Raw genomic sequence first — 13783 nt, forward strand, 5'->3', positions numbered from 1 at the left:
CTATGAATAAAACAACTTTTAAAATATCGAAGATGGACTGCCCTTCGGAGGAAAACCTAATCCGAATGAAATTAGAGGGCCACTCGAATATTGAACATCTTGAGTTCGACATTCCTAACCGTCAATTAACTGTGTTTCATCATGACAATATAGAAGGGATAGAGACTGCTATTCATGACCTAAAATTAGGAGACACCCTACTCTCGACCGAAACCATTGACCCCTCTGATCCCAACAATAATTTTAAAATTGATGCTGACTCTAGTCACAAAAAAGATGCTGAGCAAAGAAAGCTACTATGGATAGTGCTGGTCATTAACTTTGCTTTCTTTATTATTGAAATGAGCACGGGACTGATTTCTCGTTCGATGGGGTTGGTCGCCGACAGCTTAGATATGTTAGCAGATAGCTTCGTGTACGGAATTAGCTTATTTGCGGTCGGTGGAACGGTCATTAAGAAAAAACGGATTGCTAGAATTGCCGGATATTTTCAAATTACGCTAGCGATTCTTGGTTTTTTAGAAGTACTAAGACGTTTCTTTGGCAATGAGCAGTTACCTGACTTTTCTACCATGATAGTCATATCGATTCTTGCGCTAATTGCAAACTCGATTTGCCTCTATTTACTACAAAAATCGAAAAGCAAAGAAGAAGAAGCCCATATGCAAGCCAGTATGATTTTCACTTCAAACGATGTGATTATCAATTTAGGGGTAATTGTTGCAGGGATTTTGGTTAATTGGTTACACTCTAGTACGCCTGATTTGATTATTGGTAGCATCGTATTTGCTTTAGTTATTCAGGGCGCCTTTAGAATATTGAAGTTGAGTAAGTAGCCAAGCCTAATAACTGAAGCAAATAGCTCAAGTAAGTAGCTTAATTAAACCGCTAAGTGTAAAGTAACTGGGTTTGAAGCAAATAAACATCATAAGGATATGAGACCTCAAGCAATGATTGAACAAACTTTAAATCTAGTCACCACCAAAGACCATCAGCAAGTTGCCGTTTGGCGAATAATAGATGATGAAGTCTTTGATAAGAATCTGGGAGACCTTCCTAAATTTTGTGTAAGTATTTAATCTAAACGGCAGTTACACAGAATTCGGGATGGTCTCAAAAGCAGCGACAACTTCTACTATTAAAAAAGTAGTCGTTAAACCTAAGGCAACCATTAACTTCTTACTATTTTCTTCAGTAACAACCGCATGGCTATGATCATGATGTTCTGACATAAAATATTTTCCTTATTCTATTTATGATGAGCAGAGATATTGGATAACAGCCAATATCTCTGCTGTAAATCGACTAATCTATTGGATTAAGAAACTTTTTTTTTCATTTATCCAACGATAAAGCACGGGTAACAGCACCAAAGTTAGTAATGTTGAAGAGATAATCCCGCCAATCACTACGGTTGCCAGTGGCCGTTGAACCTCAGCCCCTGTTCCGGTTGCCAGCGCCATTGGTACAAAACCCAGTGAAGCCACACAAGCTGTCATCAACACTGGTCTTAAGCGCAAAATAGCCCCTTGCCACACGGCTTTATGCACTGGATATTTGTCCCTTAATTCCTTAATAAAGGTCAGCATTACCAGTCCATTGAGGACTGCAACACCAGATAAGGCAATAAAGCCAATTCCAGCTGACATCGATAATGGAATATCCCTTAGCCAAAGGAACAGCACACCACCGGTCAAGGCAAAGGGTATCCCGGTAAAGACCAATAGACTTTCTTTGACATTGTGAAAGACCGCCATCAGTAAAATAAAGATAGTGATTAAAGCCAGTGGAATCACGATTTGCATCCGTGCTTTGGCTGAAGCCAAATTTTCAAACTGACCGCCATATTCTATCCAATAACCACTTGGCAAAGTGTATGCTTTGAGCTGTGTCTGTACATCAGAAACAAAAGACCCTAAATCACGCCCTTCAACATTCGTTGTAACCACAACTCGGCGTTTACCATTTTCTCGACTGACTTGGTTGATTCCTTCAATGGTCGAGACTTGCGCGACATCCGACAATAAAATACTGCCACCATTTGGAAGCTGAATAGGTAACTGGGAAACAGATGCGACACTACGGTCTTGCTCTCCAAGACGGATAACAAAATCAAAACGACGATCGCCTTCTAAAATCTCTCCCACGCTTTGTCCACCAATATTGGTTGCCACAAGGTCTTGAATTGAACGCACACTCAAACCATATTGTGCAGCCAAAGTTTTATTTACCTCGACATTCAGTAATGGCAAACCTGAGGTCTGCTCAACTTTCACGGCACTGCTACCCGATATTTGCTGAATGATTTTGGAGATTTTAGTCGCCTCAGTATTGAGGACATTCATATCATCACCGAAGATTTTCACACCAACATCACTACGCACACCTGAGATCAATTCATTAAATCGGAGTTCAATCGGTTGTGAAAATTCACTATTATTGCCTGGAATCGTGGCTAAATACGTCACCATACGGCCACGTAATTCATCTAAACTTTCTTTAGGATTTGGCCATTCTGAACGAGGCTTTAACATGATATAGCCATCTGAAATATTGGGTGGCATGACATCTGTTGCAACCTCGGCTGTACCCGTTCTGGCAAATACTGCCTTAATTTCAGGGAAACTCTTTAAAAGAAGTTTTTCAGTATTCTCCTGAATACGTAAAGACTCTTCTAAGCCTGTACTTGGTGAACGTAACTGTTGTATCGCAAAGTCTCCTTCACTGAGCTGTGGTGCAAATTCACTGCCGAGTTTGGTACTGATAAATCCCGTAATCACTAATAAACACAGTGCAAAAGTCAGCACAACTGCTTTGTATTGATACGAAATATCAAGAGTTTGCTGATATTTAGCTTTTAGCCATAACATCCAACGACTTTCTTTTTCTTGAATATCGCCTTTGACCCACAATGCCACAGCAGCAGGCACAAAGGTGATCGATAAAATAATGGCTGCAACAAGGGCGAGTACCACTGCCAATGCCATCGGATGGAACATTTTTGCTTCCACACCACTTAAAGCAAAAATCGGCAAATACACCACCAAAATAATAAGCTGACCAAAAATAAGAGGACGACGTGCTTGGCGGGCAGCCAGAAAAACTTCCTTAAAGCGTTCACTTTGTGTGAGAGGTCGTTTTAACAGTTGCTGTGTATGGGCTAAACGCCGGATACAGTTTTCGACAATCACCACAGCACCATCGACAATGATGCCGAAATCGAGTGCACCTAAACTCATCAGATTGGCACTGATATTTTGCTGTGCCATCCCGGTTAAGGTAAACAGCATAGAGAGTGGAATGACACAGGCAGTAATCAAGGCAGCACGGATATTCCCTAAAAACAGGAACAGAATGATGATGACCAGGATTGCTCCCTCTACCAAGTTTTTCTGAACGGTTTTAATCGCCTTCTCAACCAAGATAGTACGGTCGTACACCGTTTCAATCACTACCCCTTTAGGCAAACTATTCTGAATATCTTGAAGCTTGGCATCCACAGCTTTAGAAACAGTCTGGCTATTTCCACCCATCGCCATCATGACAACCCCTAAAACGGTTTCTTTGCCGTTATAGGTTGCCCCACCGGTTCTTAAATCATGCCCAATAGAGACTTGCGCAATATCACCAACCCGAATTGGGCTGCCATTTGGGCTACCCAGCATGGTGTTCTCAATATCAGAAAGCCCATTGAATGCACCCGGTACACGTACCGTCAGTTGCTGACCATTGTCTTCAATATAACCTGCACCTCGGTTCTCATTATTTTGCGCTAAAGCCTGTTGCAGTTGTTCTAATGAGATATTCAGTTGCTGCATCCGGTTTAAATCGGGAGAGACCACATAGGTTTTTTCAAAACCACCAATACTGTTGACCTCTGCAACTCCCTTAACACGTTGCAGTTGAGGACGCACAATCCAGTCCTGAATCTCACGCAAATCCATCGGCGTGTATGCAGTTCCATCCGGCTTTTTCGCATTCGGATCTGCCTTCAGTACCCATTGATAAATCTCACCGAGACCCGTAGAAACGGGGGACATCGTCGGTGCGATTTGTGCAGGCAACTCAGATTGCGCCTCCTGTGTCCGTTGGTTAATCTGCTGACGGGCCCAATAAATATCAGTCCCATCTTTAAAGATAATGGTGACTTGAGAGAGTCCATAACGGGATATGGAACGGGTAAGCTCCAGATCCGGAATGCCAGCCATGGCATTTTCAATGGGATAGGTAATCAGCTGTTCGACTTCAAGCGCAGTAAAACCCTTGGCTTGAGTATTAATCTGGACTTGGGTATTGGTAATATCGGGTACAGCATCAATCGGGAGTTTCTGATAGCTATACACCCCGACCGCAATCCAGGTACAGGCAAAGAGCAACACCCAAATCGCATTTTGTATGGAAAACTGAATGATTCGTTCGAATAAACCTTCTGGTTTTGGTAGATCAGAATTAATGTCCATGGCCTGCCTCGTCTTTTTCTAATTCAGATTTCAACAAGAAACTGCCTTGAGCGATATACTTCTGCCCTTCAGTCAGCCCAGAAATCACTTCAAGCCATTGTCCATCACTTGAAGCCTGCCCCAATTGCACTTTCTGTGCTTTTAAGTGGACTTGACCTTTTTGTTCTGAATCTACGATGAAAATACTGTCTTCACCTTCAATACTTTGCAGCGCAGACTTTTGAATCCGAAGGGCTGATTTTGCTGTAGCTTCCGGAATCAACACTCTCACTAACACATTAGAACGCAACTCAGTAGCTTGCGCATCGAGTTTTGCGCGCACCACCAGACGCCCTGTTTGTACATCTGCCTGAGAGGTTAAGCTTTGTACAGTAGCTTTATAGCTTTGATCTGAATCATTCACTTTAAAGTCAATTTTTTGCCCGGCTTGCAGTTGACCTGAGAATTGATTCGGCAAATTAAACTCAAGCCATAAATCTTTCAGCTGTTCAATGACAAAGAGCTGATTAGCCAGTTGCACATTTTCACCGACCACAATATCTTTTTGACTGATCACCCCAGAGATCGGTGCTTTAATCAGAAAACGCCCATTGTTATTGCCACTTGCACCTAATGCATTTAAACGTGCTTGTGAGGACTGGACAGTAATCTGCGCTTGACGGTAGGCATTTTCGGCACGCTGGTAATCCTGTTTGGCAGAAACCCCCTGTGACCAGAGTTGCTGTTCGCGCTGGTAATCTTTACGGGCCAAATCCAGATTCACCTGTGCCATACGCAGATTTGCCTGTTGGTCGATCAGTTCAGGCACGGTTAGTACAGCCAGCGTTTGTCCTTTTTGCACGCTCTGTCCTAAAGCCACATTGATCTGCTCGACATAACCACTAAAATTAGGCGATATATGCGCTTGTTGATCGGTATTCACCACCAATTTACCTGGCAGGGTTGTCAGCTTTTCAACCAATCCTGTGGATGCAACAGCAACTTTTAAACCTTGTTCAACCATTTGTTGGCTGGTCAGTTGTATTTCGCCTTCTTCAGCATGTCCTTCTTCAGAACTATCTTCATCAGAATATTCGGCATTTCCCTCATCATAACCCTGCCCCTCAGATTCAGTTTTTTTTGAACTTAACCAAATAGCCAGACTGACCAAGACCGTAATCAGAATCAAAACTACAATCATGAGAGACTGGGATATTTTTCCGTTTTGCTTGGCGTTCATTTTATCGTGCTCCCCCATTGATTAAATTTTGCGATGCTTCGACTGCCTTTTTATTCAGTTGTGTATAGGCATCCGAACGGCTAATTTCTTCATAACTTGTGCCAATACTGAGTGCCTCAGCTGCTAGGGCAGTTTGCCAAGCTTGACGTAGAGTTTGTAATTGACCCAATCGAAGATTCTGCAGTTGGGTGGTTGCTTGCTGAACGTCGGTAATGGACAGTTTCCCTGCCTGAAACCCTAGTAAAGTACGGCTCTGAACTTTGGTCGCCAAAGTAACTTGTGCTGTTGTGGCATCGAACTGGCTACGTAAACCTTTGAGCTGATGCATGCTGTTGGCAATATCGAGTATTTGTTGCTTCAGCTCACGCTGCTGCTGTTGGTTCAGCAATATTTGCTGTTGCTGGACCATCGGGATCGCATATTGCTGGCGATTGAAAATATTCAGTGGAATAGCCACGCCGATTGCTAAAGTCGTATCGTTGCTTTCATTAGGGGTTTTGCTACGTTTCATGCCTACATTTAAAGTCGGATTGGGACGTGCCTGAATTCTTAAATTTTCAATTTGATGATCCGATTGCTGAATGTTCAAGGCATAGAGTTTTTCTAGCCACCCTTCAGCAATATACCGTTGCACAGTTTGGAGACTTTGCTCTGGCCAAGGGATAGCGGTTTTATTCAATTGAAGATGTGAAGATGTTTCTCCCCCCCACAAATTAGACAGCTGACGACCGGCAGCTTGTTTATTCAGCATCGCTTGCTCATAAAGTCGTTGGATTTCTAGCGCTTCAATTTGGGCACGCTCAAAATCAACCAGGGCAATACTGCCTGCCTGATAGCGTTTCTGGGCACTGTCCAGATTGACTTTACTTGTTTTTAACTGTACTGAATAAGCAGACTGCTCAACCTCAGCAAGTGCAAATTGCGACCATGCAAATTTAACAATCAGTTGGCTTTGTGCCTTCCATAATTGCTGTTGCAATTGGATTTGTTGATTCGAGGTATTGGCAATCACCCGGTTCAGCTTACGCTGACCAAATAGATCTAGAGGTTGACTAACGCCAACATTGAATTCCTGTTCTTGACCTGAGCCAAAGCCAGACTGTTCTAAACTTATACTTGGATTCTGCCATAACCGACTTTGCTGAATATTCAATTCAGATATTTGCTGAACTTGTTGCCACGGCTTGTCTTGAGTCTGGTAACTTTGTACTTTTGCTAAAGCGGATTCAAAGCTGGTAACGTTTTCAGCATAGCTATATTGCATAGCCGCTGCACATATACAAGCAACCAAGCTATGACGCAAGAGTATAATTGATTGTGAAGACATGATTTTTCCCACTTATTTAAATAATAAAAGTGGTGGGAATGTTTTAGGCTACCCCACCATGAGCGGGGAAAATTCGGGAGGTAGGCTTTGTTGAAACAGGTCAGGAGCCTGATAGCTGTTTTTCCAATGAAATTGTGGATTCACTTTAACTTCAGAGCTTGGATGAAACACATCTACTTTTTCATTTTGTACAATCAAATGCATCATCGATGGTAGATGATCTTGATGATCTTCACCGATTTCTAAATCGCTACTGAATGTTTTTATGTTTTCTGACTGTCCATTATGATCGTGTTGACGACTATCGCTGGCACACAAGGTATTTTGGTGATGACCAAAATGATAACTCTGCTGTGATTGAGGCTGTTGTTCATGGACACAAAAGGCCGCCGCCACATTCCAAAAGCTTTGGAACATGAACAATCCAACCAAGACTGTAATCCATGTAGTAGAACGCATCATCTGAACCGTACCGGGTTTGTCGGAGACTTTTTATTTAAGTTAGGCCACCTGACCTAACGGGTTAATCTTATCATTGTACATTGCTTCAAACTCAAAAGGCAATTTTCCATGAGAGTTTCCCAAAAAAAGTGGTCGATGCCAATCCGTAACTGGACGTCTGCTCTGAATCGTTTTATGATTATGTTTGATGACCGTATCAGCAAGCATTTAATCTAAACGGCAGTTACACAGAATTCGGGATGGTCTCATAATCTACGAATTTTGAAAATTATAAAAAATAAACCCCCCTACTACTTGACGTAATAGGGGGGTTTATCGTTTAATGTTCATTAACGGTTACAGACGTTTGGCGACGCCTGTAACGACCAAATAAGCATATGCAGTGCGTTATTTGACCAGCAATTAAGCCCATTAGGGTCTATTTTAAGCCAAATCTAGGCTACTTTGCAATCAAATTACTCATATTACTACTGTAAGTTACCAATTTTACTCAGTAAAACCGCCTATTTGCTCGCTACCTTCGCCCTATCAACGCTCTTTAACTGTTCCCTAGCAATGGGTGGCAGGCCTCAGTGACGACTGCATTGCGTGGGTGACAAGCAAGCTCCCGACAGGGGTTACTAGACATATTGAGCAACGCAATGAGAGGTTATATTAGCGTATTCGTAGCGGTATATTGGGTGTTAACCCTTGCTAGCGTAGAAACGGCTATATAGCGGTTATGAGCGTGTCTAGGCGGTGCTATCAGCCGTAATCATAACAGAGTCAGCTTGATACAGTGATGACTTCCCGAGACGATGCCGATCGACCGACAGGCAGTTGTCAGGGCAATACTCTAAAGGGTTCGCAAGTTTTTACTTGTGGGCGCTTTAGGGTGAGTGTTGCCCAAAACTTCAACCTCTCTCCCTCCAAGCAGTTGTCCACAGAGTTGTCCATCAGGGTTGTCCACATAGCAAGGGCAACAGCGCGGAGCCCTTTAGGAGTAGCTCAGGCGCTGTTGCCCTTGCTGCTTATGTGGACATACGCTGTGGGCATACTCTAGTGGGCACACTGATTAAGAGGGAGAGAGAGGAAAGATTCAAAAAAAAAAGAAAAATTTGAAATTTTTACTGTTTTTCTTGCTGCTGCTTTTTATAGCTATTAATAAAAGGTCGAAGGCTATCAGGTATTTTCATGTATATCTTATAGACCTTTACTTCTTCGTTAGTTATACCAAGTTCTTTTTTGACTTTGAGTCGTAAATTTCTTACAGCTTTACGATGCCTATAGCAAATAAACGCATCTAGGAGCAATTTGTAATTGTTCAAGTCTGCTTTGATAATATCTAGTATCTCTTGAGCTGACGTGTTACTAAGCGGATCTTTATGTGCCGTTAAAAAACTCAGTTTCTTGTTGTCAACACTCGTACCCAGTAGTTCCAATATTTGAGCTGCTCGATAGGTGTTTATCTGATCGTGAAGCTTTTCGATGCTTGGTGTATGTTCTATTATTTTCTTAAATGTGTAGTAGTCTATAGGGTAATTTTTAGCATCTTCGCTATCAAAATCTAGAATATGAACACCGCTAATAAAGGCTATAAATAAATTCTTAGCTATAGATCCCTCCTTTCTTATAGCGTTCACTCGCATCATGTTTACCTTGCGTTTAGAGTACGGCACTTCACTCATAACTACTCCTTATTGCTTCTATAGAGTGCTGATCATACTTCAGTATTTGCATATATACACATTTATTTTTTTAGTATACAGCGTATGTATAGACATAGATATAAGTATATATAGACATTAATTATATTGTATATAGACATATGTCGTTATCATATATACACATATATCTTTCATTATATATAGACATATATTTTCTATCATATATACACATTTATGATATTATTTTAAGCCAGCAGTCCTAAGAGGGGGCTATTTTCGCTTCGCTACAATATCCTCTCTTAGGTGCTGACAAAGGGGCTATCGCCCCCTTGACCCCCCAACCACCCCTATACCTAGAACAGGAGCCAGTCTTATGCCACCAATTAGCGGTAAAAAAAGAACTAAAGAGATTGCGATTCGAGTCACAGAGGATGAGTTGGCCAAGCTGAAAAGACGGCAGCAGGGAACGACAATGGCAGGTTGGATGCGTGATTTGGGTTTAGGGGTAACCCCAATGAAGCCAGCTGACCCTGAGTTGGTTCGCGCACTTGGCCGTATTGGTTCTAACCTCAATCAGGTTACTAAGCACGTTAACATCGATAAGGCATTAGATGAAAACGTACTTGAGCAGATTAAAGCGATTAGGGTGTCTATCGATGCGCTGCTTAATGAGCATTTGCGAGGTGAGTCATGATTGTTAAATTCTTTAGGCGAGGGCAAGGATCAGGCGCAGGGCCGCTTAATTACTTATTGGGCGGTAAGGATACCCCTAGGGAGGGTGCAAAGGTGCTCTACGGCGATCCTAGGCTCACTGAGCAGCTGATTAATACCACACCATTCAAGCAAAAGTATAAGTCAGGGGTATTATCTTTTACGGAAGATGCGACACAATTTACTGATGAGCAGAAAAAAGACATTATGCAGCGCTTTGAAGAGACACTGTTTGTAGGGCTTGAGCCCGATCAGTACGATATATTGTGGGTTGAACATACTGATAAGGGTGGACGGCTGGAGCTAAATTTTGTGATCCCTTGCCAAGAGCTACGAAGTGGTAAGCGGCTGCAGCCATTTTATGCTGGCGCTGATCTGGTACGAGTCAATGCGTTTAAGAACATCATCAATCAAGAATATGGCCTAACAGATCCTAATGACCCAGAGCGTAAGCGGCTAATCAACCCTTATGTGAATAATGCGCCACGGCCAACTCCATATGATAGGCCGCCTAAGTCTAAAGAGAAGGAGCAGGAAAAAGAAGATAATGAGATCATCGCTAATCCTGAGAGCACTTTTGCTTTAAAAGAAGCCATTGATCGAAGAATGCGACATAGCCTAGCAGAGGGCAGTCTTAATAACCGTAGTAGTGTGCGTTATGCGCTAGAAGGTATGGGATTAACCATCAAGAGAGCAACCAAAAGCAGTATCAGCGTGGCGCATCCTAAAATGAAGCGAAATGTTAGGCTCAAGGGCACTGTTTATGAAGAGGGTTTTCAGGCGTTAGCAGAGGAGCGGCAGCAAGATTATGAGAGAGTCAGTGAGTCACGTGGCAATCGAGATTTAAGGACATGGACTAAAGGTATGGAGATCAAAAAAGCGTATCATCAAGAGTTATATGGTGACATCAAAGCGCCTGAGCCTTTAGATTTAGAGATCAAGGACGTTGTCAGCATGGAGCAATCACAGGATGCTACCCCTAGAGTAGATACACCAGCCCCGCAGCGTTCTTACAATGGGCCAAGGCCGTAATCGTTTGACTGCACTGTTCAGCAATCAAAACCAAAACCCAAGCCATCTTTTTCTTTTGGTAGGTGTGGGCGCAGCTGCGGCTTCTTTTTCAGATAGCGGCTCAGGCTCTAATGATACTTGTTGCTGGTGATCGCTATGTTCAGGGTCAGTGCCTTTAAACTCTAGCAGTCGGATCTGCGTTAAGTCATGAATACTGGCATTGGCTTTTTCTAGTGTTTTGTTGAGCTGACTTATTTGCTCTTGGTAATTCGCTATCAGCTGTTTTTGATCACGAACTTGCTGACCTAAGTGTTCATTCTTCAACTTCTCAAGCGCTAATTGGTGTTCAAGTGCTGTACTGTTCTGTACGTTTTGACTGTTCAAGGACGTACTATTGCTAGTGTTCGCGGATTGTTCAGTACGTTTTTTAGTGACAGGCTCACCAAACACTCGGATCATCTCTGAGGTATCAATTTTCTTGTCAGCGGTTCTGGAAAGCTCACCATCATTGATCTTCTGATAGATAGTGGTTCTCGATACACCCCACTGTTTTGCTGCCTTTGTCACCGATATGTTCATTGCTCACCTAGTGTTCAAGTACGTTTTTAGCCCCTGTACAGTGCAACTGTTCAGAACGTTCAGTGAGTAACTATCGCACCAACCTCACCATTTGGCAAATACTAATGCTCTATCCGTGTCTGCGGCCAACTATCAACTCAATACATTAAAAGACACCTCAAATCACCTGAGGTATTTTTGTATTCTGTATTGTAGTATGTTGTATATTGTATTATACTACATACAATATCATATAAAAACTACATATCTACTCATACAAATACAAAATTAAGGACATGACTATGGCACTCACTATTCAACAGGTTCATAGCACTGCTGATCAACTGCAAGAACAAGGTATCAAGCCTACTCTAGCCGAAGTGCGTAAGGCGCTTGGGGGTGGTTCATTTACGACCATCAGTGAAGCTATGAAGTCTTGGCGTCAGGATAACAAAGAAGAAGAGCAGCTAAGACAGGTTGAGCTGCCCAGTGGTATTACTGAGCGCTTACAGACGCTTGGTGCGGATGTGTGGCAGACGGCGGTTGATATCGCCAATGATCGCTTGGTTAAAGATCGTGAGGCCTTAGAGAGCATTAAGGCCAAGGCGCAAGCTGAGACAGACGAGGCGCAAGAGGCGGTTAAGACCTTAGAAGGTGAGCAGGCTGATTTGTTGGTGCAACTAGACGAGGTAACGGCCACTGCAGAGACAAAAGCTAAAGCGGCTGAACAGGCGACAGCTGAACGTGATAGGTTTAAGCAGACCTTGGCCGATACTCAGCACCAGTTGGAGCTTGAACGAGCTAAAACAGATGCGGCTCAGGCTCAACTTGCAGATCTGCGCAGTAGCTTTGATCAGCAAGCAAAAGAGCTTAACGTCAATATATCGAGAGTGGCCACGCTTGAGGCTAACGCTGTTAGTGATAAAGCAGAGGTTGCCCGTTTAAGTGCAGAACTTGAAGAGGTTAAAACAGAGTTAAAAACAGTCACCACTGAGCGCAACGAGATAGCAACCGCTACTGCAGAGGTTAAAGGGGAGTTAAAAGCGGTTACTATCGAGCGCGATAAGCTATCAGGACTGAATGATCAGCTGATGCAACAGCAAGCGACACTAAACACAGATCACCAGCTGCTGCTTAAGCAGTATGAAACGGTATCGACCAGTTATAGCGCTGAGCAAGAAAAGAGCAGTGCATTGACGATAGAGCTTGAGAAGATGCAAGCGGCGATAAATAAGGATTTAGATTAAGGCCTGATACGCACTACTAACAATATTTAATCACCTTAGAATAAGGTATTCAGCGCAGTCTACAGACTCATATCCCTAGTGAGGACTTGAGTCTTTGGCTATAGGCTGAATGGTAATAATGTTGCAACAAATTTATCGGAGATTTTAGAATTCTCTATTGTGAGAATTCTTAATTTTATCCATAATCGTAAGCCTATTTAAAATACTTAGGATGGAAATATGACTGCTAAAAACAGAACATCTAAAAGAAATCTTACCTCCAAAGAGCAAGTTGCTTTAGACGTGGTTAAAGGACAGACTACTAGTAATATAGAGCAAATTATTGAGGTGTTAAATGAAGATGGGATTATTATAGATAATCGTGACCCATCTTTTAATTCATCAATGGCAATGAACCATTGGAACCCTGAATGCGAAGCATATTTAAAACAGGGTGACGAAGATAGTGAAAAAAGAGAGGTTTATTATACAGGTGGCACGCTACTTGTAGGCTGGTCGGAAGAACTTAATAGTTACTGTTTATATAATTCAGAGATCTACCCGCTTGCAGAAAAAGCAGTAGAATACATGGAGAGTATAATTCCATAATGGGGCTGTAGTAGATAAGCACTATGCTAGACTACTTTTATGAAGATAACCCGTTGTAAACTAAGTAAAAAAGTACAGCGAAGGCTGTTAGAGTTTTTTACAGCTGAAGTGACTGCTAGAACAGCCGCAGATTTGCTTGATATTCAGCCTAACACTGCTGCACTTTTTTATCATAAAATAAGACTTGTGATAGATTACCATCTCTCATTACAAGCTGATGAGCTTTTTGATGGCGAAGTCGAATTAGATGAAAGTTACTTTGGTGGCGTACGCAAAGGCAAAAGAGGTCGCGGGGCTGCTGGTAAAACCGCTGTATTTGGTATTCTAAAACGAAACGGTAAGGTTTATACCATTGTCGTAGCAGACACCAAACAAACCACCCTAATGCCTGTCATCAAGCGTAACATCAAGCCTGACAGCTTTGTTTATACGGATAGCTATCGAAGTTATAATGCATTAGATGTGAGCGAATTCAAACATTTCAGAGTCAATCACTCTAAAGAGTTTACTTGTGGTAAAAACAATCACATCAATGGCATTGAGAACTTTTGGAA

At 42.4% G+C, this 13783-nt stretch carries 13 protein-coding genes and 1 pseudogene; 7 read left to right on the forward strand and 7 right to left on the reverse strand.

The window, feature by feature from the left end:
* Nucleotides 1-2: 2 nt before the first annotated feature.
* Nucleotides 3-836: a cation transporter gene (locus W234_RS0101605; RefSeq protein ID WP_025644116.1), complete on the forward strand. Its 834-nt coding sequence runs from the start codon at nucleotides 3-5 to the stop codon at nucleotides 834-836.
* 99 nt (nucleotides 837-935) lie between these two features.
* Nucleotides 936-1079, forward strand: coding sequence for a hypothetical protein (locus W234_RS14630; RefSeq protein ID WP_178377961.1), 144 nt, complete (start codon nucleotides 936-938; stop codon nucleotides 1077-1079).
* A gap of 30 nt (nucleotides 1080-1109) precedes the next feature.
* Here the strand turns inward: W234_RS14630 and W234_RS14635 are convergent.
* The 6 genes and pseudogenes from W234_RS14635 to W234_RS0101640 all read right to left on the reverse strand — a co-directional run.
* Nucleotides 1110-1232 (reverse strand): annotated as a pseudogene (locus W234_RS14635) (cation transporter); the annotation flags it as partial.
* 78 nt (nucleotides 1233-1310) lie between these two features.
* On the reverse strand, nucleotides 1311-4460 hold the full coding sequence (locus tag W234_RS0101620; protein ID WP_025644118.1) for an efflux RND transporter permease subunit: 3150 nt from the start codon (nucleotides 4458-4460) through the stop codon (nucleotides 1311-1313).
* Entirely contained in the window at nucleotides 4450-5679 is a 1230-nt protein-coding gene (locus W234_RS0101625; protein ID WP_025644120.1) for an efflux RND transporter periplasmic adaptor subunit, read from the reverse strand. The genes W234_RS0101620 and W234_RS0101625 overlap by 11 nt, the downstream gene beginning before the upstream one ends.
* Before the next feature lies 1 nt (nucleotide 5680).
* The gene (locus tag W234_RS0101630; protein WP_025644122.1) at nucleotides 5681-7006 is read right to left on the reverse strand and encodes a TolC family protein; all 1326 of its coding nucleotides are present in this window, start codon (nucleotides 7004-7006) and stop codon (nucleotides 5681-5683) included.
* 48 nt (nucleotides 7007-7054) lie between these two features.
* Nucleotides 7055-7468 (reverse strand): cation efflux protein, CzcI-like, encoded by a 414-nt coding sequence (locus W234_RS0101635; RefSeq protein ID WP_227502390.1) that lies wholly within the window; start codon nucleotides 7466-7468, stop codon nucleotides 7055-7057.
* A 1106-nt stretch (nucleotides 7469-8574) separates the two neighbouring features.
* Nucleotides 8575-9135: a hypothetical protein gene (locus W234_RS0101640; protein ID WP_025644126.1), complete on the reverse strand. Its 561-nt coding sequence runs from the start codon at nucleotides 9133-9135 to the stop codon at nucleotides 8575-8577.
* A gap of 352 nt (nucleotides 9136-9487) precedes the next feature.
* Here W234_RS0101640 and W234_RS0101645 point away from each other — a divergent pair, with 352 nt between their 5' ends.
* Nucleotides 9488-9808, forward strand: a complete 321-nt coding sequence (locus W234_RS0101645) for a plasmid mobilization protein (protein ID WP_025644128.1) — start codon at nucleotides 9488-9490, stop codon at nucleotides 9806-9808.
* Complete coding sequence (locus W234_RS0101650; RefSeq protein WP_025644130.1) at nucleotides 9805-10857, forward strand: relaxase/mobilization nuclease domain-containing protein; 1053 nt, start codon at nucleotides 9805-9807, stop codon at nucleotides 10855-10857. The genes W234_RS0101645 and W234_RS0101650 overlap by 4 nt, the downstream gene beginning before the upstream one ends.
* 24 nt (nucleotides 10858-10881) lie before the next feature.
* Here W234_RS0101650 and W234_RS0101655 read toward each other — a convergent pair whose 3' ends face one another.
* Nucleotides 10882-11415, reverse strand: a complete 534-nt coding sequence (locus tag W234_RS0101655; RefSeq protein ID WP_025644132.1) for a plasmid replication DNA-binding protein — start codon at nucleotides 11413-11415, stop codon at nucleotides 10882-10884.
* A gap of 281 nt (nucleotides 11416-11696) precedes the next feature.
* Between W234_RS0101655 and W234_RS0101660 the strand changes: the two genes are divergently transcribed.
* The 3 genes from W234_RS0101660 to W234_RS0101670 all read left to right on the forward strand — a co-directional run.
* Nucleotides 11697-12641 carry a DNA-binding protein gene (locus W234_RS0101660; RefSeq protein WP_025644134.1) on the forward strand — a complete coding sequence of 315 codons (945 nt, stop codon included), beginning with the start codon at nucleotides 11697-11699 and terminating at the stop codon, nucleotides 12639-12641.
* 219 nt (nucleotides 12642-12860) lie between these two features.
* Nucleotides 12861-13229 (forward strand): hypothetical protein, encoded by a 369-nt coding sequence (locus W234_RS0101665; RefSeq protein WP_025644136.1) that lies wholly within the window; start codon nucleotides 12861-12863, stop codon nucleotides 13227-13229.
* 39 nt (nucleotides 13230-13268) lie between these two features.
* A partial coding sequence (locus W234_RS0101670; RefSeq protein ID WP_025644138.1) for an IS1595 family transposase occupies nucleotides 13269-13783 on the forward strand: 515 nt, incomplete at its 3' end.

Source organism: Psychrobacter sp. TB15, from assembly GCF_000511655.1.
Lineage (GTDB): Bacteria > Pseudomonadota > Gammaproteobacteria > Pseudomonadales > Moraxellaceae > Psychrobacter > Psychrobacter submarinus.

Bases quoted from the DNA above. Each gene is read 5' to 3' on its own strand.
- W234_RS0101635 (WP_227502390.1), bottom strand. From the start codon at position 7,468: ATGATGCGTTCTACTACATGGATTACAGTCTTGGTTGGATTGTTCATG.
- W234_RS0101655 (WP_025644132.1), bottom strand. From the start codon at position 11,415: ATGAACATATCGGTGACAAAGGCAGCAAAACAGTGGGGTGTATCGAGA.
- W234_RS14630 (WP_178377961.1), top strand. From the start codon at position 936: ATGAGACCTCAAGCAATGATTGAACAAACTTTAAATCTAGTCACCACC.
- W234_RS0101645 (WP_025644128.1), top strand. From the start codon at position 9,488: ATGCCACCAATTAGCGGTAAAAAAAGAACTAAAGAGATTGCGATTCGA.
- W234_RS0101630 (WP_025644122.1), bottom strand. From the start codon at position 7,006: ATGTCTTCACAATCAATTATACTCTTGCGTCATAGCTTGGTTGCTTGT.
- W234_RS0101650 (WP_025644130.1), top strand. From the start codon at position 9,805: ATGATTGTTAAATTCTTTAGGCGAGGGCAAGGATCAGGCGCAGGGCCG.
- W234_RS0101660 (WP_025644134.1), top strand. From the start codon at position 11,697: ATGGCACTCACTATTCAACAGGTTCATAGCACTGCTGATCAACTGCAA.
- W234_RS0101605 (WP_025644116.1), top strand. From the start codon at position 3: ATGAATAAAACAACTTTTAAAATATCGAAGATGGACTGCCCTTCGGAG.
- W234_RS0101665 (WP_025644136.1), top strand. From the start codon at position 12,861: ATGACTGCTAAAAACAGAACATCTAAAAGAAATCTTACCTCCAAAGAG.
- W234_RS0101640 (WP_025644126.1), bottom strand. From the start codon at position 9,135: ATGAGTGAAGTGCCGTACTCTAAACGCAAGGTAAACATGATGCGAGTG.
- W234_RS0101625 (WP_025644120.1), bottom strand. From the start codon at position 5,679: ATGAACGCCAAGCAAAACGGAAAAATATCCCAGTCTCTCATGATTGTA.
- W234_RS0101620 (WP_025644118.1), bottom strand. From the start codon at position 4,460: ATGGACATTAATTCTGATCTACCAAAACCAGAAGGTTTATTCGAACGA.